The organism is Paenibacillus sp. FSL M7-0896 (assembly GCF_037975415.1).
Taxonomy (GTDB): domain Bacteria; phylum Bacillota; class Bacilli; order Paenibacillales; family Paenibacillaceae; genus Paenibacillus_AQ; species Paenibacillus_AQ silagei.
This window is the reverse complement of sequence record NZ_CP150250.1, coordinates 4751772-4775396: the sequence shown is the minus strand read 5'-3', so window position 1 is coordinate 4775396 and position 23625 is coordinate 4751772. Positions and strand designations below refer to the sequence as shown.

General features: G+C 54.6%; 17 protein-coding genes and 1 CRISPR repeat array. Of the genes, 12 read left to right on the top strand and 5 right to left on the bottom strand.

The features are described 5' to 3' along the window. Positions 1-26: 26 nt before the first annotated feature. Both MKY12_RS20755 and MKY12_RS20750 read right to left on the bottom strand, forming a co-directional pair. Positions 27-1352, bottom strand: a complete 1326-nt coding sequence (locus MKY12_RS20755) for a sugar phosphate nucleotidyltransferase (RefSeq protein ID WP_339314929.1) — start codon at positions 1350-1352, stop codon at positions 27-29. Between the two features lie 16 nt (positions 1353-1368). Further along, entirely contained in the window at positions 1369-2184 is an 816-nt protein-coding gene (locus tag MKY12_RS20750; protein WP_339314927.1) for a DUF6492 family protein, read from the bottom strand. A 217-nt stretch (positions 2185-2401) separates the two neighbouring features. Here MKY12_RS20750 and MKY12_RS20745 point away from each other — a divergent pair, with 217 nt between their 5' ends. From MKY12_RS20745 to MKY12_RS20720, 6 genes are all read left to right on the top strand, one after another. Then, positions 2402-3157 carry a YheC/YheD family protein gene (locus MKY12_RS20745; RefSeq protein ID WP_339310580.1) on the top strand — a complete coding sequence of 252 codons (756 nt, stop codon included), beginning with the start codon at positions 2402-2404 and terminating at the stop codon, positions 3155-3157. Positions 3158-3452: 295 nt separating this feature from the next. Next, a complete protein-coding gene (locus MKY12_RS20740; RefSeq protein WP_036731707.1) occupies positions 3453-4472 on the top strand; it encodes a LacI family DNA-binding transcriptional regulator in 1020 nt (339 codons plus the stop codon). 125 nt (positions 4473-4597) lie between these two features. After that, positions 4598-5593, top strand: coding sequence for an ABC transporter permease subunit (locus tag MKY12_RS20735; RefSeq protein ID WP_339310577.1), 996 nt, complete (start codon positions 4598-4600; stop codon positions 5591-5593). A gap of 13 nt (positions 5594-5606) precedes the next feature. Continuing rightward, positions 5607-6494, top strand: coding sequence for a carbohydrate ABC transporter permease (locus tag MKY12_RS20730; RefSeq protein WP_036731709.1), 888 nt, complete (start codon positions 5607-5609; stop codon positions 6492-6494). Between the two features lie 33 nt (positions 6495-6527). Continuing rightward, complete coding sequence (locus MKY12_RS20725; RefSeq protein WP_339249680.1) at positions 6528-8168, top strand: sugar ABC transporter substrate-binding protein; 1641 nt, start codon at positions 6528-6530, stop codon at positions 8166-8168. Between the two features lie 61 nt (positions 8169-8229). After that, complete coding sequence (locus MKY12_RS20720) at positions 8230-9576, top strand: glycoside hydrolase family 30 beta sandwich domain-containing protein (protein WP_339310575.1); 1347 nt, start codon at positions 8230-8232, stop codon at positions 9574-9576. 99 nt (positions 9577-9675) lie between these two features. Continuing rightward, positions 9676-10058: direct repeats of the CRISPR family, unit length 26 nt; unit sequence AATGTAATCGAAAAACCGATTACAAT. Positions 10059-10096: 38 nt separating this feature from the next. Here the strand turns inward: MKY12_RS20720 and MKY12_RS20715 are convergent. Further along, positions 10097-11110, bottom strand: coding sequence for an ABC transporter substrate-binding protein (locus MKY12_RS20715; protein ID WP_339249676.1), 1014 nt, complete (start codon positions 11108-11110; stop codon positions 10097-10099). Positions 11111-11359: 249 nt separating this feature from the next. On the opposite strand from MKY12_RS20715, the gene MKY12_RS20710 reads away from it, so the two are divergent. The 3 genes from MKY12_RS20710 (at position 11360) to MKY12_RS20700 (ending at position 16851) form a co-directional block, all read left to right on the top strand. Next, a complete protein-coding gene (locus MKY12_RS20710; protein WP_209871359.1) occupies positions 11360-11875 on the top strand; it encodes a hypothetical protein in 516 nt (171 codons plus the stop codon). A 132-nt stretch (positions 11876-12007) separates the two neighbouring features. Then, the gene (locus MKY12_RS20705) at positions 12008-13054 is read left to right on the top strand and encodes a LacI family DNA-binding transcriptional regulator (protein WP_339249673.1); all 1047 of its coding nucleotides are present in this window, start codon (positions 12008-12010) and stop codon (positions 13052-13054) included. Positions 13055-13647: 593 nt separating this feature from the next. Next, positions 13648-16851, top strand: a complete 3204-nt coding sequence (locus MKY12_RS20700) for an alpha-mannosidase (protein WP_339310573.1) — start codon at positions 13648-13650, stop codon at positions 16849-16851. Positions 16852-16982: 131 nt separating this feature from the next. Here MKY12_RS20700 and MKY12_RS20695 read toward each other — a convergent pair whose 3' ends face one another. Both MKY12_RS20695 and MKY12_RS20690 read right to left on the bottom strand, forming a co-directional pair. Then, on the bottom strand, positions 16983-18728 hold the full coding sequence (locus MKY12_RS20695) for an ATP-binding cassette domain-containing protein (RefSeq protein ID WP_339249669.1): 1746 nt from the start codon (positions 18726-18728) through the stop codon (positions 16983-16985). Between the two features lie 82 nt (positions 18729-18810). Further along, positions 18811-19719, bottom strand: coding sequence for an AraC family transcriptional regulator (locus MKY12_RS20690; protein WP_339310571.1), 909 nt, complete (start codon positions 19717-19719; stop codon positions 18811-18813). Positions 19720-19876: 157 nt separating this feature from the next. On the opposite strand from MKY12_RS20690, the gene MKY12_RS20685 reads away from it, so the two are divergent. From MKY12_RS20685 to MKY12_RS20675, 3 genes are all read left to right on the top strand, one after another. Then, positions 19877-22549 carry a glycoside hydrolase family 78 protein gene (locus tag MKY12_RS20685; protein WP_339310569.1) on the top strand — a complete coding sequence of 891 codons (2673 nt, stop codon included), beginning with the start codon at positions 19877-19879 and terminating at the stop codon, positions 22547-22549. A gap of 42 nt (positions 22550-22591) precedes the next feature. Continuing rightward, positions 22592-22939, top strand: coding sequence for a hypothetical protein (locus tag MKY12_RS20680; RefSeq protein ID WP_339310567.1), 348 nt, complete (start codon positions 22592-22594; stop codon positions 22937-22939). Between the two features lie 137 nt (positions 22940-23076). Beyond that, complete coding sequence (locus tag MKY12_RS20675; protein WP_339310566.1) at positions 23077-23478, top strand: Rrf2 family transcriptional regulator; 402 nt, start codon at positions 23077-23079, stop codon at positions 23476-23478. The last annotated feature ends 147 nt before the right edge of the window (positions 23479-23625 follow it).

The following is a 23625-nucleotide window of genomic DNA, read 5'->3' as shown; positions in this document are numbered from 1 at the left end:
CTGCGAAGAAGCCCTGGAGCTTCATATCAGCAGCCGTACACCCGCCCGTCGTCTCCTCCTTCGCCAGTCCGTACCTCGATCAGCTTCATTGCACTGAAAGCTCTGAGCGTATGCTGTTGCCCCCGGGCTATTGTATAGCTCCCGCCTGCCGCTGCTTCGGCTGCGCACCCATCCACCCATACCTCTCCGTGGCCGGACACAATCATCCAGGACTTGGCACAATGCTCACAGGTCATCTCAGGTATGTTATGGCCCGGCAGCAGGGTAAGCATTGCCGTAAGGACAAGCCGGGAGCCGTCTGATTCCCGGTCCAGTACGGTATAGCTGCCCCAGCCCGTTTCACCATACCTCGGCTCCGTTACTGAATTCTTCGCCAGAATATCCTTGATGGTGTTAGCGTCCTTCTTATCTGCGATCAGGATGCCTTCGGGACCGGCTATGGCGACTATACCGGAGACCCCAATGACATGCAGCGGCACCTCCAGCTCGTTAATAAGGTGACTGTCTCCGCATTCTCCCCATAGCCCGCCTACTCCAATAACCTGTGAGGGCAGCCGGGCCGTCAGCGTATCCCAGCTTCCCAGGTCGGACCATTCCCTCTCATGCCTTACGACAACAGCCTTGGTGCTGCGTTCTGCCACTTCCTTGTCGAAGCTGCGGACCGGGAGCTCTGGGTACAGTGCGGTTAATGCTGCGAATTCCACAGGCAGCCCCAGCCGCTCCAGATGCTCCAGCAGGAAGCCGAGCCGCGCAGCGAACACACCGCAATTCCATAAGGCCTTCTCCTGCATCAACTCCAGGGCTTTAACTTTATCCGGCTTCTCTGCAAAAGATAGTACCCGAGCATACCCGCCATCGTCCTCCTGTGCCGGGACGATATAGCCGTATTGCTCTGAGGGATAGGAAGGCCTCGTTCCAAGCAGGAGGAGTTCGGCCCCAGAATCGGCCAGAAGTGCCTCGAATTGATGGAACTGGCGGAAGAAATCATCATCCGCATACATGTCGGCCGGAGCGATACAGATGATGTCCTCCGGCTGTGCCTTTCCGGTGGCAAGCAAGTGCAGCGCGCCGAACGCGGCAGCAGTGAAGGTGCCGCGCTTGCACGGCTCTCCGATTACCGGATAATTGCTTCCGGTATACCGCTGCGTGAGGGCTACCTGCTCCTGATGGGCCACGAGCAACAGGGATTCATCCAGTCCGGCCTGACTGAGCTGACGGCATACCCGCCCGATCATGGATTCTGTGCCCCCGCCCGGTGCAGGCAGCAGCTGCAGGAACATCTTGGAGCGGATGCTGCCGGACAGAGGCCATAGCCGCTGGCCGGAGCCGCCGCACAGAAGAATAGTATGCATCACGTTTCTTGCCTCCTTAAGGCTTGCCCGGAGTGGAGTATCCCTTGCGCTGATGGAAGGAGAGCGAACGGTAAGACCCGGCGTACTTCCGGATTTGCGCCTCAGTCAGCGAGCCCGCAGGGGTCTTCAGCGCTTTATTATTGGCATTCTTGAGCAGCACAGAGGTGCGGTTTGTGCTGTATACGTAGTTGGCATAAGTCTCGAATTCGGAGAAGCCGAACTGCCGCTTCTTGTTGATCGAGTGCAGAATAGCCGCGTGCCAGGACATGCCGTGGCGGGCTGCAATTTTTCGTTTGAGACTGGCCAGCTTTGCGGAATCAAACAGCATGTAGTGGGTCACGAACGACTTGGGTGAAGGCGCAGGGGCACCGAGCAGCTTGCGGTAGGTGCGGAAATACTCCGGCTGGCTCCAGTTGCGGCAATAGAAGATGCTTTTCCCGCCGGTACGGAAGCGATGGGGACGGATGAGCACCGTATCTGCATCAATGACCAGGAAATACTTCTCACGGCACACCTGATCCCCGTTCATCTTGAGCAGCTGCTGATACAGCCAGCCTGACCGGTTCCAGCGGGAAGAGGAATAGCGGATCGCTTTTTTGGTGAATGGGAGGACAGTGGTTTCATTGACAAAGACGCAAGCTTTCCGGGAGCACAGCTGTCTGATTCTACTATTCTCCGGCGAGACAATGTAGATATTGCTGATAGAGTGCTGGACATAACGGCGAAGACTATCAATTACATAAGGGAGGGTGGCGAGATCCTTTTCGATAGCAGGAATCAGGACGTCGATCGGTGGAGCGCTTGAGGTTACACTTACAGCAGCAAGGGACATAGATTCATCTCCATACATATATTGACATTTGATCGTCTTCACTAGCGTATGCCTGCTGAGCTGCTATGGAGAGGGCAATTATCCTGCACAAGTTAATCTTTCTATACGGGGCAAATGATATATTCCACGGCACCTCCGGCGGCATAGGATGCAGTGAATATGTAATTTTATGTTAAAACGGAGCGTTGGCTCCCAGCCCGGACAGGAGAGTGCATAAGTGACAGCCAAACCCATTCATTCAGGACTGAGCAAATGGTATAAGACACAACTGCTGCTTAAGAACGAGACCATTAAGGGGTTCATCCCCGATACCCGGAGATTTAACAGGCGTAATCTGGAGCAGATGATGCACGGCTATGGAATGATCTATATCAAGCCGGAACGGGGAACGTATGGCATGGGCGTGATCCGCGCGGAGCGGAAGGACCGGCAGGGATATATGTATCAGTATGAAGAGACCGTGCGCCGTTTCGCTACGTTTGAGGCTTTTCATCACAGTCTGGCGACAAGAATCGGGAAGAGGAGCTATCTGCTGCAAAAAGGTATCCACCTGCTGAAGCATCACGGGCGACGTTTCGATATCCGGGTGATGGTGCAGTTCAGTCCCAAGGGCGTATGGGAAGCTACGGGGATTATCGGGCGGCTGGGGCATCCGCGCAAAATTGTGACCAATTACCACAGCGGCGGCAAACCGACCGCAGTGGAGCATTTGCTCTCCACCCATCTGTCTGCGCAGCAGCTTGTGCAGCTTAAGGGGGAAATGAACCGGCTGGGCACACGCATAGCGCGGCAACTGAAAAAGACTTATCCGCACCACCGGCAATTCGGTGTAGATGTCGGACTAGACCACTCACTGAAGCCGTGGATCATTGAAGTGAATATGAATCCCGATCCCTACATTTTTAATCAGCTGAAGGATAAATCCATGTACCGCAGAGTGATGCGTTACCGGCGTGTGGGCTTGACCAAATAATACGATATGCCAAAGGAGGGCCTGCCAAGCTGTGCAAGGCCTTTCTTCGGCATAAGGCTGTGATGTGTAACCTTACTCCGGCATAGCTAAATCCCGCTGTCTTATAGTAAAATAAGATGAATTTAATGACATAGAAGTTATTGTATGCTAGACAGAGGTTAGGCCTTGTGTCTGGCGGGCAATAATGAGCGGAAAAGGTGGCAGGACAAGCCCATGAGAAAAAGTGTTGTATTTAAAGCGGTTTCATGTTACTTTATAGTCAATAAAAACGTTTTTATCAAAAAGGGACATTGATATGGCTAAGATAACGATCAAAGATGTCGCACGGGAAGCCGGGGTATCCATCTCGACGGTCTCCAACGCCCTGAATGATGTGGATGTGCTGAGCCCGGAGACCAAAGCGCATATTCTGAAGGTGGCCCAGCGCCTGAATTACGTGCCGAATCTGAACGGTAAGCTGCTGAAATCGGGTACCACGAAGATGCTGGGTTTTTTCACAACAAGTGTATCCGGTCCATACTTCTACAAGCTGGTTGAATCCATGTCCCGTCAGTGCGACCGGCTGGGCTATGGCCTGAATGTATTCGTCACCAAGGACAAACAAGTCATTATGAGCAATATCCTCGGACGGCGGGTGGATGGTGTCATTATCTATGAGGAGCTGGGCATCGACGAGCAGGACATTGCCGCTATGAAGAAAGACAAGATCAAGGCGGTGTTTCTGGACCGGGTGCTGGAGGATGAAGGGATGGGCAGCATTATCTTTGATTCCTATGAATCAGGCTATGAGGCTACGAAGTATTTGATCAGCCTGGGGCATAAGCGGATTGCCTATATCTCCGGCGTGGATACGATGTTCGACAGCGTGCAGCGGAAGGAAGGCTATCTGGCCGCGCTGCGTGAATACCAGCTTCCGGTGGAGGAGGAGTTTATCCTTCAGGGGTATTTTGAGGAGGACAGCACCTATAATGCCGTGAAGTCTTACCTCCGCCTGCATCCCGCGAGAGTCCCCGACGCCTTCCTGGCCGGCAACGATATCAGTGCCATGGGCTGTATTCAAGCGCTCAAGAGCTATGGGTATGAAGTGCCGCAGGATGTCAGCGTGATGGGCTTCGATGATATTGATATCGCCCCTTATTATTCGCCGCCGCTCACGACGGTAAGGAATCAGATTGCAAGACAGGGCATGCTGGCGATCGATCATCTGGTCCGCATGATTCAAGACAAGGAGCAGGGCGCAGCACAGAAGCTGCAGGGCGAGCTGGTCGTAAGAGGGTCAAGTCATGTGAAGCTGGAGCGGAAGGACCGCAGATAGAGGGCAGCGGGTGAAACTGATTTTACAGGAGGGGGATTTTTTGCGCCAAAATAAAAACGTTTTTATTGCTTTGAGCAACAATTTGAGCACCAACGTGATATCTCAATGGAGAGGGGGACAAGATCATGAATAAACCATCAGCGTCTACTGCATCAGCTTCCATCCCGCCAGCTGTTCCGCCGTCCGCCAAGAAGCCTGTGGGGCAGCGGATCAAAGAATTTGTAACCGATTACAAGAGGCAGTGGGAGATTCAGTCGATGGTGCTGCCGGGCATTATTTTTATGATTATTTTCTGCTACATACCGATCTACGGGCTGACGATTGCCTTCAAGAATTACACGGTCATTGATACCCTGTCTACTGCACCTTGGGTGGGCCTGGACAACTTCAGGATTATTCTGTCGGACGAATACTTCTGGGATGCGGTCATCAATACGCTCGGCATCAGCTTCCTGAAGCTTGGGATCGGGTTCATCATTCCGATTATCCTCGCCATTATGATCTACGAGCTGAACATGGGCCGCTTCAAAAAATTCGTCCAAACGATCTCCTATCTGCCGCATTTCCTGTCGTGGATCGTTCTGGGCGGGATGCTGATCACCTGGTTCTCCACCTCGGGGCTGTTCAATGAGCTGCTGCTGAATCTCGGGCTGATCTCGAAGCCTTCCAACATCCTGCTGGATGCAGGCAAGTACTGGTGGATTGCCACGTTGTCCGATATCTGGAAGGAAGCCGGCTGGGGCACCATTCTGTATCTGGCGATTATGGCCAAGATTGACCCGACCTATTATGAGGCGGCCCGGATCGACGGAGCTGGACGGCTGCGTCAGATCTGGAATATCACCCTTCCGAACATGAAGGCGATCATCAGCCTGAATCTGATTTTGACGGTAAGCGGCCTACTCGGCTCGAATCTGGATCAGACGCTTGTACTGATGAACTCACAGAACCGGGAGAAAGCAGAGGTTATCAACTCTTATGTCTACCGCATGGGGATGACGCAGGGCGATTTCTCTTATGCTACGGCTGTCGGCCTCGGTGTCTCCATTGTGTCGGTAATCCTGCTGCTTATGGCCAACAAGGTCACCAGTAAATTGAACGATAATCAATCCGTGTTGTAGAGGGGGCGTTAGAGTGAATCGGAAGGTCATACGGGAAGATCTCGACAGCCGGATCTTTGATGCGGTGAATAAGGTGCTGTTGGTCTGCTTCATGGTTATTATCCTCGTTCCCCTATGGAACGTAATTATCTCCTCCCTTAGTTCGGGCAGGGCGCTTGCCGAGGGCGGATTCATCTTCTGGTCCAAAGAATTCTCGCTGGAGAATTACCGGGCGGTCTTCAATGACAGCACGATCGGTCAATCCTTCATTGTCTCGGTCGCCAAGACGTTTCTCGGGGTGATCACCCACGTGTTCTTTTGCGCAATGATCGGCTACGGTCTCAGCAAAAGATACATCCGCGGCCGCAAGCTGTATGTGGCGATGGGCGTCATCACGATGTTTTTCTCCGGCGGAATGATTCCGACGTATCTGCTTATCAAATCGCTCGGGCTGCTGAACAGCTTCTGGGTCTACATTATCCCCGCATTATTCAGTTATTACGATGTGGTGATTCTGATGAACTTTTTCCGGAACGTGCCGGATTCGCTGGAGGAGTCGGCCAAGATTGACGGCGCAGGCGACTGGCATATTTTCCTCAAAATCTTCATTCCGCTGTCCATGCCCGCGATGGCCACCATCGCCCTGTTCAACGGGGTGGGACAATGGAACGACTTCATGACCACGAAGCTGTATATCACCGATCAGGCGCTCTACCCGCTGCAGATGAAGCTGTATGAGATTATTGTGCAGTCGCAGACCCAGTCCATGCAGAATATCGGCGGCTCCGTCGTCATTGAGACCACCACCAAAGGAGTTCAGCTGGCCACCATTGTCATTACCACACTGCCGATTGTTGCGATGTATCCCATTCTTCAGCGGTACTTCATCTCGGGCATGATGCTGGGGGCAGTCAAGGAGTAGAAGAGGTTCACTACATTATAGGAGGTCAAGAAGATGATCAAGATGACTAAGGTTCTCGGCACAAAAACGCTAAAATCCGCGCTGCTCCTGATGGCGGCTATGCTGGTGGCGGCAGGCTGCAGCTCGGGCGGCGGCTCCACTAAGGCGGTAGAGGTGTCCCTGGACAACCGGTATACGGTTGACCCGGAGACTCCGGCCTGGCAGCTCGATAAGAAAGAGGAGACTACGGACTTAACCTGGTATGTGAACGCAGACTGGTGGAATACGGACTTCGGCAAGGATGTAGTCACCAAGAAAATCAAAGAGGATCTGAACATCAACATCAAGTTCATTACCGGGGACGATACGAAGCTGAATACGTTCTTCGCGGGCGGCGATATGCCGGATCTGCTGACGATCTTCGACTCCAATTCCCCGGTTGTGCAAAAGGCCTCCACCTGGGCGCTTCCGCTCAATGAGCTGGCGGAGAAGTATGACCCGTATTTCAACAAGGTGGCCGCTGCCGACACGCTGAACTGGTTTCAGCTGAAGGACGGCAAAACCTACGGTTATCCGAACTATTCCAATACACAGGCGGATTATGACAGCGGTAATATTCCGGCGAAGACGGCTTTTGTCATCCGCAAGGATGTGTATGAAGCGCTGGGCAGCCCTGACTTCGGGACCCCGGAGGCCTTCCAGAAGACAATGAATGAGATTAAGAGCAAATTCCCGGATATGATTCCCTTCGGGTTCAATGCTATCGGGGAAGGGACCGGCTCGCTCGGGGATGCGCTGCAGGATTTCATCGGCGTTCCGCTGGAGACGGAGGACGGCAAGTTCTACAACCGCAATCTGGATGAGGATTATCTGACCTGGCTGCGGACGCTGAATGCCGTGTACCGGGACGGGGCGATCAGTGATGACAGCTTCGCAGATGACGGAACCGGCTTTGAGGAAAAGGTGAAATCCGGCAAATATGCGGCCATGCTGCTTGACGGTACTCCACAGCAGGGCGGCAATTTGCAGATTTTCATGAGTGCCAATCCCGGCAAGGAGTATATGGCTGTTGACGGGCCGCAGAGCACCGTAGGGCATCAGCCGACCCTCAATCAATCCGGGATTACCGGCTGGATGATCAATTACATCACCAAGAATTGCAAAGACCCGGCCAAAGCGATTCAGATCTTCACGTATCTGCTGAGCGAAGAAGGGCAGAAGCTGATGAACTACGGGATTGAAGGTGTAACTTATAAATCCAATCCCGACGGTACGGTTGAGCTGCTGCCGGAAGTGAAGGACCTGCAGCTTAATAATGCGGATAAGTTCAAGAAGGACTACCGGATGGGCGAATTCATGTTCTTCGGACATGACCGCCACAAAGCGCTGAGCAAGGACGCCTTCCCCGAGTCGATCAAGCAGATGCAGGAATGGGGTAAAGGCAAGCTGAAGCCGCATTTCATCCTGGAGAATATTAACCCCGATCAGGGGACGGCGGAGGCCCGCGGCCAGACGGCCATTAATACGAACTGGAACACCACGCTGGTCAGCATGATCCGTGCCAAGGACGAGGCAACCTTTGACAGCATTCTGGCGGAGCATAAGGCCTTCCTGGACAAGAACAACTGGAGCAAAATCGTAGAGGTCCGCAGCGAGAAGATGAAAGCCAATAAGGCCAAGCTGGGCATTAAGTAGGCAAGGCGCAAGGGAGGGCCCGTTTTGGGCCCTTTTATATAAGAAGATGGAGGGATAACACATGCGGGAAATGATCATGTACCAGTCCAGCGGAGAGAACGAGCTGTTTATAGAGCAGTCCGCAGCACAGCTGCCGCAGATTTCTGATGATGCAGTTACGGTCACCGTAGACATTGATGCGAGTAAGACCTATCAGGAGATGGATGGCTTCGGGGCTTCCTTCACCGACTCGGCCGCCTACCTGATCCATCAGGTGCTAGGTGCAGAGCAGCGGACGGACGTTATGCAGAAGCTGTTCGATCCGCAGGCGGGGATCGGCTTGTCCTTCCTGCGTAATCCCATGGGCGCATCGGATTATGCCAGAACGGTCTACAGCTATAATGATCTGCCTGAAGGCGGGAGTGATCCGGAGTTGGCCGGATTCTCCATCGCCCACGATGAAGCAGACATCATTCCTTTGGTGCAGGAGGCACTCAGGCTTAATCCTGAGCTGAAGCTGATGGCCTCCCCCTGGAGTGCGCCGGGCTGGATGAAGACCAGCGGCTCGATGATCGCCGGGCGGCTGAAGCCGGAGCATTACGGAGTCTATGCGGATTATTTTGTCCGCTATATTCAGGCCTATGCCGCTCATAGCTTACCTATCTATGCTGTCACTGTGCAGAACGAGCCGCTCTATGAGCCGCAGCATTACCCCAGTATGCTGATGCTGCCGGAGGAGCAGCGGGAGTTCATCCGGGACTATCTGAAGCCTGCGTTCAGGCAGCACGGGCTGGCCGCCAAAATCTTCTGCTACGACCATAACTGGGACCGGCCGGATTATCCGCTGTCTGTGCTGGAGGCAGCCGCGGCAGAGGTGGACGGCGTAGCCTGGCACTGGTACGGCGGCGCGGCGTCCGCGCAGTCGGAGGTGCAGGCGGCCTACCCGGATCATGAGGTCCATTTCACCGAAGGCTCCGGCGGGGAATGGATTCCTCCGTTCGAGCAGGCCTTCTCCAATGTGATGCGCACGGGAATTGAGATTCTGCGGAATCACAGCAAATCGTTCGTGCTATGGAATATGGCCTTGGATGAACTGAACGGCCCTACGGTGCCCGGCTTCGGGGAGAGCACCTGCCGCGGGGTAGTGACGGTCAACCAGCAGACCCGGGAGCTGACGTACACTCTGGACTACTATGCACTGGCACATTTCAGCAAGGTGATCCGCCCCGGGGCATTGCGCCTGGAGTCTGCCGCCAGCCATGAGCCCGTGCGTTCCGTGGCCTTCCGCAACCGCGACGGGTCCATCGCAGTCGTCCTGTTCAACGACGGAGAGACCCCGGAGACCGTGGCTGTGCGGCTGGAGAGGGAGGAATTATTGACCCTTGATATCGCTGCGAAGGGTGCGGTTTCGGTGAGGGCGGGCAGGTAAGCGGGAGTAGAAGTATAGGCTAGACGAAGACTTAGGCTGCCGGGATTTTCCCGGGCAGCCTAAGTCTTTTTTAGGAGTAGTGTGATGGTGCGTGGGCGGAATGTATGCAGAAAAGCGAACACAATCGGCTGGCGAGATGTGCGTGGACGGAATGTGTGCGGAAAACCGATTACAATACGCTGTCGCGAGGCATGTGGGCCGAATGTAATCGAAAAACCGATTACAATGAGCACACACGAGGTATGCGGTCTAAATGTAATCGAAAAACCGATTACAATACGCTGTCGCGAGGCATGTGGGCCGAATGTAATCGAAAAACCGATTACAATGAGCACACACGAGGTACGCGGTCTAAATGTAATCGAAAAACCGATTACAATACGCTGTCGCGAGGCATGTGGGCCGAATGTAATCGAAAAACCGATTACAATGAGCACACACGAGGTACGCGGTCTAAATGTAATCGAAAAACCGATTACAATTCGCCAGCGCGCTTAATTTCTAATTACTGTTTACCTTTTTACTCTTTACCCTTGCTGCCAAAGATCTCAACGATCTCATCCAGCAGCCGGTCGAGGGTAATCGGGTCATCGAAGTTATATTTGCTGTCGAAGGTGTATACACGGCCCTCCTTGACGGCAGGGATCGCTTTCCATAAGCCGCTGTCCATCAGCGCGCTCTGTCTTGCAGCCGTCTTGCTGCTGGTGTCGGTAAGGAGGAACATGTGCTTTCCAATATACTGTGGCAGCACCTCGTCAGAGATGGTTACGAACCGTTCGCCGGCATCGACCAGCTTCTGTACGCCTTCAGCCGGTTTGAAGCCAAGCTGTCCGTACAGGGTTTCGTTCAGCCCTTTGCCGCCCATAATGTACAGCTCGGAGCCAAGCACCAGCAGGGAGGTAGCTGTATCACCTTCAGTTAGATTGAGCTGCTTCTTCACGGAGGCAACCTTCGCCTGGTAATCGTTGAACCAGCGGTCCGCAGCTTCCGTGCGGCCGAACAAGTCAGCGAGCTGCCGGACACGCTCCTCCGTCGGGAAGGTGCCGTCAAGTCCCACCACCACGGTCGGCGCGATTTTACTTAACGCTTCAATCCCGGTCTCGTCCCAATCGTCGAAGATAATCAGGTCCGGGGATAAGGCCAGAATCTTCTCAGCAGAGAACGGATACCCGATATCCTCAATCCCTTCGAGTAGATCGGGGTAAGCCACCTGAGTGCCGATGACGCTTAGCGAAGCTCCCGCAGGCTTAATCCCCAGCGCCAGCAGGTCACCCGGATTGCTGCCGACATAGACAATCTTCTGGGGATCGGCGGGGATTTCAACCTCCCGTTTCTTGTAATCGGTATACTTCCGTGTTGCAGCAGCCGCTTCCGTGACAGCTGCCGGGCTGGCCTCAGGCGCTACGGTTGCCTGACTTGTGGCGGCTGCTGCCGGAGCTGTCGCAGCTGAGTTATCCGGTTGGCCACAGGAGGCCAGGATCAAGGTGAAGAGAAGCAGGGTTAACGGGAGTACTAATTTTTTGAGGCTTGGCATGTGCTATGCTCCTTTAGAAGGTATGTAGTTGAATGAAGATGATAATCATTATCATTTAACTATGATAGAGAGGAAATACCGCTTTGTCAATCTCTAAGTTGGTCTGATTCAAGGTAAGTAGGGGACAATCAGAACTCTTTTCTCATTGGGAAAAAATAACTGTAAGCCAATTTACAGCTGAAGGGAAGCACCCGCCGCTATAAAATGATAGAATAATAGTCATAGTCTTATACAGGGAGTGAATTTCTTATGAAAAAGATTGCTGCCGGCGTCATTGCCGGAGCGATACTGATGGTGGGTGCGCAGGCGCTGGGTGCTTCTGCAACACTGGTAGGAAAGGCCATTCAGGCGGAGTATACGGTAAATGTGTATGGAAAAAAGCTGGCAGATCCGGCCATTGTGATTGATGGCAAGAGCTACGCGCCCGTACGGGCGATTGGTGAATTGGCCGGGTTCAAAGTGACAGTGAAGGGCAAAACGATTAGCCTGGATGATAAAGGACAAGCCGCTCCTCCGTTGTCCGACGAGAGAAGCTCGCTGGTTGGTCCAGTGCCGGTGACTACACCAGATCCTGCTTTGACTGCGGCCAAGAGCAAAATTGATATTATTGACGAGAAGATTGATTCCGTGGTAACTAACATCCTGACCACCAGCAGCCTGCTGAAGACGAGTCCCGGCAATGCCGAGCTCAAGCAGAAGCTGGAGCAGTACAAGGAAGAATACGCCGACCTGCTGAAGCAAAAGGACCAGGAACTGCAGAAATAAATAAATTGCCCCGTGCCATGAATGATGTTGATTATGGGCTGCGGGGCTTTTTGGGGCGGATGGGTATGATGATTAAGACGCTATACATTGTTTTATAACACGTGTTATACTTCCCTTGAGGTGCTAATTAGTATGAGCAAAAAAAGAGTGACCAGCTTCGATGTAGCCAAAAGGGCTGGCGTGTCGCGCAGTGTAGTCTCTGCGGTGCTGAACGATACGCCCGGCATTGGCGTTGGAGCCGATACGCGCGAGGCTGTGCTGGAAGCCATCCGTGAGCTGAATTATCATGTGGACGCGGGAGCGCGCAGCATGAAGACAGGAAGAAGCATGACGCTGGCCGCTTACGGGGATACGCGTCATCCGCTGTTCATCCGGCTGCTGGAAGGGATGCAGCGGGAGTGTGAGCTGGGCGGGTATCACATCCTGCTCTGTTCCCCGCGCCCCAAGGGGAATGCGGGCGGCAGAGCCGAGCTGCTGGAATTGTATCACCAACGGAAGATCGACGGTATTGTCACTCTGGACCACACCAGCTACCGGGACGAGGAATGGGCCTCCGGTGTCAGCGCTGCCGGAGTCCCCTACGTCTCCGTGGAAGGGTATGCGGAAGTGCCGGGAGTACAGTCTGTACTGGCTGATTATTCAGGTAGTGTGGAGACCGCAATGAATTATTTGATGCGGGAAAGCAAGGCACAGCAGCCGGGGCCGGTCTACGCCGAGGTGTACCACGAGGGGGAGGCGGATAACTGGGCGGAGCGGAACCGCCGGGAGGCCTACACAAGCTGGTGTATATCACGTGGGATGGAGCCGGTAATCGTTCGTTTGGAAGAGCATGGAAGCGCATGGGTAGATTGTCTCCAGAGGCTTACGGCGGTCAGCGGTCAGCCGTCTGCGCCCCTCCTGGTTAACTGGTCGAGCGCGATTCCCGATCTGTACCGGGCTGCTCATAAGCTGGGCCTGAGGATCGGTGAAGACCTGCGTATTATGGCAGCAGACAACACGATTCAAGGCGACCGGCTCAGCCTGCCCTCCTTAAGCTGCGTAGAGATCCCCTATGTGAGTATGGGAGAGGAAGCCGTCCGCTGCCTGCTCGCACAGATGAGCGGAGGGAACGGGAATAAGGCTGGCCAGGCCGAGAAAATCTGGCTCCCCGCCGTGTTGAGGGCGGGGGAAAGCGCGTAGCTGCTGGTATAAGTGGAGCTGAAGCGGTTAGATTCTGGGTAGTGGAGCTAAAGTGCGTAGGATGCTAATGGTAGTGGAGATAGTCCGGTTGGCAGTGTATAGTGTGCCGGATAGACTCGATGCGGCAATCCAGAGGGATAGATCCCTCTGAGTTGGCTGGAAGTGGGTTGGATGAGTTACTTGAAGTGGGCTAGGCGGGCCAATTAGGGGCACAAATGCACCTGAATTCGCCGAAAGTTGGCTAGGCGCGGGAATGAGGAGCACAAATGCACCTGAATTTACCGAAAGTGGGCTGGGTGAGTGAATGAGGAGCACAAGTGCCCCTGAATTTGTCGAAAGTGAGCTGGGAGAGCGAATGAGGAGCATTAGTGCCCCTGAATTAGCCGAATGTGGGCTGGGAGAGCGAATGAGGAGCATAAGTGCCCCTGAATTAGCCGAAAGTGGGCTGGGTGAGTGAATGAGGAGCATAAGTGCCCCTGAATTAGCCGAAAGTAGGCTAGGTGAGCGAATGAGGAGCATAAGTGCACCTGGTCTCAGCCCCACTACTTTTGCCTGCTTAATAACACGTGTTATAACATGAGAGGAGAATGTTAATGTTCTGGACAGAAGAGAAGCTTGGGGCGCGGTTGAGAGAGCTGGAGAGTTACAGGTACCGTGAGGGGATTATGCTTGAGGAGTGGCAGGTTACTGAGGATCTGGAGGGGGCTAATGGTGCCTATCCGCCTGTTCTTGATGGTAACAGGAAGCTGCGGACCGGGGAGCATTGGACCGGCTATGATGCTTATCTGTGGCTGCACCGCAAGGTAAACGTTCCAGCCGAATGGCAGGGGAAACGTGTTGTCGGGCTGTTCGATTTCGGACGTACCGGCGGAGGCAATAACAGCGGGTTCGAATCGCTGCTTTACCTGGACGGGAAGCCTTATCAGGGGGTGGACTCCAACCATCAGGAGGTATTTCTGGAAGACGGCGCGGCTGGCAGTGAGCTGAATTTCACCTTCCGCTTATGGTCGGGCCTGAACGGCGACGGGCAGCTCATCCCGCAGGAGCACAAGATCAAGCGGGCGGAGCTGGCCTATCTGGATGAGTCCACTGACAATCTCTATTATACCGGTCGGGCTGCGCTGGGTACGATCAAGCAGCTACAAGACAGCCAGATTCAGAAGCATGAGCTGCTAACCGCCTTGAACAAGGCCTTTAACAAGCTGGACTGGTCCAGACCCGGAAGCGCGGCGTTCTATGACTCAGTTCAGGAGGCCGAGTCAAGCCTGCTCGCAGACCTGTCCCGGCTGGAGCAGGAGCATCCCGTAACTGTAACCGCCATCGGCCATACACACATCGATGTGGCCTGGCTGTGGCGGCTTACCCACACCCGGGAGAAAGCGGCCCGCTCCTTCTCCACCGTACTGCGGCTGATGAAGGAGTTCCCGGAGTACATTTTTTTGCAGACCCAGCCTCAGCTCTATGCCTATATCAAGCAGGATTACCCGGAAATTTACAGTGAGATCAAAGAGCGTGTAGAGGAAGGCCGCTGGGAAGCCGGAGGGGCAATGTGGCTGGAAGCGGACTGCAATCTGACGAGCGGTGAGTCGCTGGTGCGGCAGATTCTGTACGGGACGAAGTTTTTCCGCGAGGAGTTCGGGGTGGACTGCAAATATCTATGGCTGCCGGATGTGTTCGGGTATAGCTGGGCGCTGCCGCAGATTCTGCGCAAGTCGGGTATTGACACCTTCATGACCACCAAGATCAGCTGGAGCCAGTACAACCGGATGCCGCATGATACCTTCCAGTGGAGGGGGATTGACGGCAGTGAGGTGCTGACCCACTTCATCACCACACCCGAGGGACCGGATTCGGGGGCCTGGTATTACACCTATAACGGCCTGATCGAGCCTTTCTCTGTGCAGGGCATCTGGGAACAGTACCGGGACAAGAACCTGAACCGTGAGCTGCTGTTGTCCTATGGTTACGGGGACGGGGGCGGCGGTGTTAACCGCGAGATGCTGGAGATGCGGCGGCGGCTGGATACGATGCCGGGTCTTCCGCAGGTGAAGACAGGCCGGGCAGCGGAGTACTTCGAGCGTCTCCATGAGACGATAGATGCTACGGAGGAGTATGTGCATACCTGGGACGGGGAGCTATATCTGGAGTATCACCGGGGAACTTATACCAGCCAGGCCTATAATAAAAAAATGAACCGCAAGCTGGAGCTGCTATACCGCGAAGCGGAATGGCTGCAGATGCTCTGGGCGGCGGAGAGCGGCGGATTCGGCCAGTATCCTGCGGACGCGCTCCTGGAAGGCTGGCAGATCATTCTGCGCAACCAGTTCCACGATATTATTCCCGGCTCCTCCATTCATGAGGTGTACCAGGATTCCCGGGTGGAATATGCTGAAGCAGAGCAGCTTGGCCTAGCGGCGCGGACAGCGGCTGTGGAGGGACTTGTCGGTCCCGCGTCTGCGTCTGCCGAAGGTTCGCTTGCGGCGCAAGCAGACCTCCCTCCGGCGGAAGCCCCGGTGCAGACAGAATATACGCTGTTTAACAGCGCATTCTTCACCGCTCCCCGGCTGGCAACTGTGCCTCATGATGCGGAGAATGCTGTCTGGACAGATGCTGAAGGTAACCGGCTTACTGCACAGCGCTCCGGCGGGCAGTGGCTGGTGGAGACGCCGGCGGTCCCGGCAATGGGGAGCGCAGTGATTGTGGCCGCTGAGCCTGGCGGTTCCGAAGCCGCTCAGCCGGAATCTACCGTTCCTTTCCACTGGCAGGATTCCACACTAACCACTCCTTATTATATTCTGGAGTGGAATGCATCTGGACAGCTAAGCCGGATCTTCGACCGCGGCGCGGCACGCGAGGTGCTGGCACCGGGCGAATGCGGCAATGTACTCCAAGTGTTCGAGGATAAGCCGAAGATGTTTGATGCGTGGGATATCGACCTCTTCTACCAGGAGAAAATGCAGGTCATCACCAATCTGCGCTCCGTCAAGCTGACCGAATGCGGCCCGCTCCAGGCGGTGCTGGAATTCGTCTGGAGCTATATGGATTCTACCATTATCCAGAAGGTCAAGGTCTATGCCGGAAGCGCGCGGATTGATTTCGAGACCTGCGTAGACTGGCATGAGCAGCATCAGCTACTGAAGGCGGCATTTCCGGTGGCTGTGCGGGCGACGGAAGCGACCTATGATATCCAGTTCGGCAATGTGAAGCGGCCGACTCACTGGAATACAAGCTGGGATTATGCACGGTTCGAGAGTGTGGGCCATCAGTGGGCCGATCTGTCGGAGCGGGGCTACGGGGTCAGCCTGCTGAACGACTGCAAATACGGCTATGACATCAAGGATCATACGATGCGGCTGTCGCTGATCAAATCGGCAACCAGCCCTGACCGGCTGGCGGATCAGGGCGAGCATAACTTCACGTATGCGCTGCTTCCGCATGAAGGGGATTGGGTGGCTGCGGGCACGGTGCAGGAAGCATGGGCGCTGAACCAGCCGCTGCTGGCCGTCGAAGGAGCCTACACCGCCGGAGCCGGCAAATCCCTGATCACCTGCGATGCCCCGAACATTGCGATCGATGCTGTGAAGCTGGCCGAAGACGGCAGCGGCTGTATCGTCCGGCTGCATGAGTTCACCGGAACACGCTGCACGGCGAATGTCGGCAGCGATTATGCCGTCTCCTCCTGGCAGCTGCGCGATCTGATGGAACGGCCGCTGGAGGCTGAGCCGGTAGACGGACCTGCTATACGGCTTGATTTCAAGCCTTATGAGATCCATACGGTTCATGTGGCTTTTGCCTGAGTCTTGCGTCTGATCTGCCCGTCCAGGCAGGGTAATGCACATCAATAAGGCCGCCATTTCGGCAGGAGAGTTTTCACTACACCTACCGAAATTGGCGGCCTTTTTTTGAACATATAACTGTTCTTGTCTGCTTACATCTGTTTAATCAGCTCTTCCAGCTCAGCAACCAGACTTTTGGCAAGCTCAAAATTGTTATCCTTCAGCGCCAGTTCTACCCGGGTTTCGGCTGCTTTCTTCTTCTGCTCCAGCTCCAGATAGTCTTTATCGAAATGCCGGGCATAGATCATCTTCTTGAATTTCTTGATCGTCATTTTGCGGACCGTCTTATCATCAATGATCAGTACATAATCCATCCCGTTGACTACGGAATAGAAGTCATGGGAGATCATAAGAATCGCGCCCTTGTACTCCTGGATGGCTTGGTCCAGCGCGATTTGCGTGTAGGTGTCCAGATGGCTGGTCGGCTCGTCTAGCAGCAGGACATTAGCCTTCAAGGCAGACACCTTGGCCAGCTGCAGCAGATTCTTTTCGCCGCCGGACAGGGCTGCTATTCTCTGGTTCACGATCTCGCCTTCAAAGCCGTAGCCTGCCAGATGGGAGCGGATCTCATCATACGTAGCCATCCCGGCCTCGATGAATTCTTCGAGCAGGGTGTTGGAATCGTTCAGCACTTCGCCTTGAAGCTGGGACAGATAAGCTACCGCAGCCTCCGGGCTGAGGGTAATAGAGTCGTGCTGGCCCCGCGCAATATCGCGCAGCAGGGTTGTTTTGCCGGTACCGTTCGGACCGATCAGGGCGACTTTATCACCAGCATTCAGCTCGAAGCTAACCTTGTCCAGCAGCAGTTCATCGAAGGCGGCCCGGTAATCCTGGACTGTCACTACAGGAGAGTCAGTGTCCTGCGGCTCATGCACCATCCCCAAATGAATCTGCGGCTGCTTAATGTCCACGAACGGCGCTTTGATTCTGCGGGCCTCCAGTCTTTCCTGGAACTTCACTCTCGCTTTCAGCGCCCTCCCTCTGGAGGCTTCTGAATTATACGTGGCGATCGCCCGGAGGTTATCGATGATGTTCTCGTTGCGCTCAATCTCTTCCTGTTCAGCGAGGGCCAGCTCCTGCAGCTCTATTTTGGTCTGAAGCAGGGAGAGGTTGTACTCCAGATAACGGCCGTCAAACTCCTGAAGCTCCTTATTTTCCAGGTGAATGATTTTGTTAAAACAATGGTTAAGCAGATAACGGTTGTGCGTAACCACCAGCAGAATTCCCTTATGAGCGTTAATCAGCTGCCGGAGCGCATTCAGGTTCTCGAAGTCCAGGAAGACATCCGGCTCATCCATAATCAGGAAGTCGGGGCGGTTCAGCATTTCCTTCATGACCTGAACGAGCTTGAATTCCCCTCCGCTCAGCTCAGATACCTTAAGATCCCTGCGCTTCATGAGGTCTGCCAGATTCAGCTTTTTATGAATGAGACTCTCGTAATCATCTCCGCCCAAGGCCTCAAAAGCGTCCAGAGCCAGTTGATACTTCTCCAGCAGCGGCTCAATATCCGCCGAGGTCTCCATCTCAGTGCAGATGAGCTGTATTTCCTCCTGTAGCTTAATGAAAGGTCCGGCTATATATTCAAACACGGTGGTGTCTAGAGACTGGTCAGGCTTGGCGAACTGGCTCACATACCCAATGCTGCAATCAGGCTCCATCTCTATTGTACCGTCGAACAAATATCTGTTCCGGTCGATGAGGATATCGATCAGGGTGCTTTTTCCGCTGCCGCTGGTTCCGATAAAAGCGCAATGCTGCGCCTCTTCGAGCGTAAACGAAATGTCAGTGTAGAGCTCTTTTTGCGGGAAGGAGAAGGACAGGTGTTGAACTTTAATCATAGGACTACCTTTCTGTGTAGCTGGAATGGAGTTTACCGTTGATAGCCTAACACTATTTCCTAATAACATCAATGATTCCGCGTTAAAGTTGTTCCTCCAGGTTCACCGCTTCTATCTGTTTCCTTCCCGATGTTTGCCGGTAGATCCCCGGTGTGGTGCCGATAATCCGCTTGAACACCAGATTGAACGTTGACGGATCGCGGTAGCCTACCTGCTCTGCAATGAGGTGAACGGGCGACTTGGGCTGCTGGATTAGCAGCAGACAGCTTTTCTGAATCCGGATGTTCTGCAGGTACCGGTAGAAGGTCTGCCCGGTATGCGCCTTGAACAGCCGCTGAAGATGCCGTTCACTCCAGTCGAAGCTGCGTGAGAGATGCGTCAGGGTAATCTCCTGCACATAGTTCAGGTGGACATAATTCAGAATCTGCAAAAATTGCGTCTGCTTGCCCAGCGGAAACTGAATCTCATCATGCTCCAGCCTGTAGATACCGATCAGCAGTTGAATGAACAGGGTCAGCAAATAGCTGTCCGAGCCGCTCTGCGGCAGGTGAAACTCACGGTGAAGCGCCAGAAACAGGTTCTCTATGGAACCATTCAGATCCGTCAGGGAGAAGGAATGCAGCCGTTGTTCTCTGATCTGCTCCAGGTAGGAAGCAATCGGCGGGTCTTGAATCACGCAGGCAAGACGGTCCAGCAGCTCCGGCTTAAACAAACAATTGTACACGACAAGCGGCTCACGCAGAGAGCTGGGTGAAGACGGACGGAAGACATGGGACACGCCGACAGGAATGAAGTGCAGCTGGCCCTTGCCGGTCGGGTGAGCCTTCTGGCCGATATAATGAAATCCTTTGCCCTCGGCCACGAAGGTCAGCTCCATGAAGTCATGGGAGTGAAGCGGAAGATCATAGGTCTCGGTAGCGCGGTTCACATATAACAGGAGATTGCCCCGGAAGAAATACTCCCCTTTTAGCGTATGGTTGGCCGAATCCATCAGTTCCCTCCTCCAGATGGCATAAAGTCCTTTTTACCCCGGTGAAATGTCCATATTGCAGGTCATGCAAACCAAGCGGAATCCTATAATTGTAATAGAAAGCGCATCATATATACAGGTATACAGGATTAATCCTATAAAAGGTGAGGTGTATTCAATGATAGCTATCCAAAAACCGCGAGTGGAGTACCAGGAGAATCCGCTGGGACTGGATACCCGTAATCCGAGAATCAGCTGGCAGCTGCAAGCGGATGAGCGCGATGTGAGGCAGCAGGCGTATCAATTACAGGTGGCAGGTGCGGCGGATTTCGGGAGCGTATGGTGGGACTCGGGCAGAGTGGAGTCTGGTGAATCTCTCCATATCGAGCTGAAGGGGCTGGAGCTGCAGTCCAGGCAGATTTATTATTACCGGGTGAAAATATGGGATCAGCACAACCGCCCTACGGAGTGGTCACAGGCGGCCTGGTGGGAGATGGGGCTGCTCTCGCCGGAGGAGTGGACCGCAGAATGGATTACGGCTCCCTTGGCCTGCCTTGCGGAAGATGCGGAGCAAAGTCCGCTGCTGCGCGGAAGCTTCCAGGTGGACCGGCCGCTCGCCCGGGCCCGGATCTATGTGACCAGTCTCGGGCTGTACGAGCTGGAGCTGAACGGAGCGCGGGTCGGAGATACTTATCTTAATCCTGGGTGGACCAGTTACAGCCACCGCCTGCAGTATCAGACGTATGATGTAACGGAACAACTGGTGGTAGGGGACAATGTGGCCGGAGCTTGGCTCGGGAACGGCTGGTACAAAGGGAATCTCGGCTGGGAGCACAGGAAGCATATCTATGGCAACCGCACAGCGCTGCTGTTGCAGCTTCATCTCACCTATGAGGACGGCACGGAGCAGATCATAGGGAGCGGTCCGCAGTGGAAGGTGTTGCCCGGCCCGCTGCTGATGTCGGAGCTCTATCACGGGGAGACCTATGACGCCCGCCTGGTGCAGCACGGCTTCAGCACGCCGGGTTACGATGACACGCTGTGGCTGGCTGCGGAGATTCTTCCGTATGCCAAGCATATTCTGCTTGCACAGGAGAATGATCCGGTCCGGGCGGTCCAGGAATTGGCACCTGTTGCCCTCATCCGCACTCCTGCGGGGGAGACGGTGCTCGATATGGGCCAGAATATGGTCGGCTGGCTGCGGTTCACCGTAGATGGCGCGGCGGGTCAGGAATACCAGCTGCGGCATTTCGAGGTGCTGGATCAGCAGGGAAATGTATATACCGAGAACCTGCGGACAGCCAGGCAGACCATTACCTATATTGCCGCAGGCGGAGGGCGGGAGAGCTTCCGGCCGCGTTTTACCTTCCAGGGCTTCCGGTATGTCCAGCTGATCGGCTTCCCGGACCCGCTGGATCTGCAGGACTTCACAGGCGTGGTGCTGCATTCCGATATGGAGCCGACTGGCACCTTTATTTGCTCCAATGCTCTGCTGAATCAGCTCCAGCACAACATCCTCTGGGGGCAAAAGGGGAATTTCGTCGATGTGCCGACCGACTGCCCGCAGCGGGATGAACGGCTGGGGTGGACCGGCGACGCACAGATGTTCATCCGCACGGCGGCGTATCTGATGAATGTGGCACCTTTTTTCAGCAAATGGCTGGGGGATCTGGCTGCGGATCAGCGGGAGGATGGCGGCGTTCCCTACGTGATTCCGCATGTGCTTGGGGAGGAGGCGCATTCCTCTGCAGCCTGGGGCGATGCGGCGGTCATCTGTCCGTGGACGGTCTACCAGTGTTACGGGGATAAGCGGATTCTTGAGCAGCAGTACAGCAGCATGAAGGGCTGGGTGGAGTATATCCGCCGCCAGGGTACGGATGAGTTCCTGTGGAATACCGGCGACCACTTCGGAGATTGGCTGGGTCTGGATGCCAAGGCTGACAGTCATGTGGGTGCAACGGACCGGAATTATATCGCAACTGCCTTCTATGCCTATTCGGTCCAGCTGATGGAGAAGACGGCTAAGGTGCTGGGCAGGACAGAAGATGTAGAGAAATACTCACAGCTTCATCACCAGGTCAAAGATGCGTTCAACCAAGCGTATATCCTGCCAGCGGGGGAGAAAGGTCCGGCTACCCAAACAGCCTGTGTGCTGGCGTTAATGTTCGGACTAGTGGAGGGGAGTGCGAAGGACCGTACGGTGGCGAGACTAATACAGCTGCTGGAAGCGAGCGGGTATCACCTTACGACCGGCTTCGTCGGCACGCCTTATCTGAATCTGGTGCTGGCGGATGCGGGACATTACGAGGCTGCCTACAAGCTGCTGCTCCAGACGGACTATCCATCCTGGCTGTATCCGATTACCCGCGGCGCAACTACGATCTGGGAGCACTGGGACGGAATGAAGGAGGACGGAAGCTTCTGGAGTGCGTCGATGAATTCCTTCAACCACTATGCTTATGGGGCGGTAGGGGATTTCCTGTACCGCCATGTAGCGGGGATCGAGCAGACAGAGGAGGGGCCGGGCTATAAGCAGTTCCTGATCCAGCCGCATCCGGGAGGCGGACTGACCTCGGCTGCGGCCAGTCTGGAATCCATGTACGGGACGATCCGCTCCGAATGGACGATAGATTCCGGGACAATCGGGCTGATCGCCGTGATTCCGCCGAATACCTCAGCTACGGTGCTGTTGCCGGACGCCTTGCTGGGCGAAGTGTCGGAGACAGGAATGGCGGCTGGGCAGCCGCTTCAGCAGGTCCCTGGCATTCATTCCGCTGAGCAGCTGGCACAGGTGGTGAAGATTACACTCGGCTCCGGGGAATACAGATTCCAGTACCCTTTGCGGAAGTAAGTGGCGTGTAGACGGACTATTTCAGCCATTGATAATGCTGCGATGCAGAGCCCTCAGAGTACGGGGCTCTGTTTTTTTGTTGTGCTGGAAAGTGCGAATACATTGTGCCAGTGCGAGGTGCGCGGACCAAATGTAATCGAAAAACCGATCACATTGCGCTGGATGGTAGTGCGCGGACCGAATGTAATCGAAAAACCGATCACATTGTGCTGGATGGTAGTGCGCGGACCGAATGTAATCGAAAAACCGATCACATTGCGCTGGATGGTACTGTGCGGGCCAGATGTAATCGAAAAACCGATCACATTGGGCAGGTGTGAACCGCGCGAACCAAATGTAGGCGAAAAACCGAACACAATGCGCCGAGGCGGACGTAAGCGGGCTGTCTAAAGGACAACAAACCGTACCCACTTGTTATCTTTCCCCATCCCCCCTCCCGGTGCTTGCAATCTCCCTGCATAAGGGCTATCATAGACAAATGAAGTCTGTAATTGCGGACATAGTCCATAGGTAAGGTGGAATAAGACATGAAGTACTCCAAAGCAACGAACTACGCTCTGCACACGATGCTGTTCCTGGTCGCGCACACTCCCGATAAGCCGATGGGCGTGCAGCAGCTGGCCGAGCGGCAGAATGTATCGCCTACGTATTTGTCTAAGATTCTGACCAAGCTGGTCAAGGCCGGGCTGATCGAGTCTGCCTCCGGGGCGAATGGCGGGTATCGTCTGCGGCGCAAGGGGGACGAAATCTCGTTTCTGGATATCATCCATGCCATTGAAGGCACAGCGTCGCTGTTCGACTGTACCCTGGACCATCCCAGTGAGTGTCTGATTCAGCAGGAGATGGTCAAGGCCGAAGGGCAGATGGAGGAATATTTGCGTAACAAAATGATGTCCGAGCTTGCCGAGAAGATGCTGGCCTGTCAATAAGCGCTGGCATCATGCAATGTCATTCTGCGCCATTCTGTGTGCTGCTATTTCCCGCTGCAACGGATACCGTCCCCTCAGGGGCGGTACAGCCGTTTTTATTTAGCGGGTATTATAGATATTCAAAATCTTTTAAGTCTGTGTAATTGC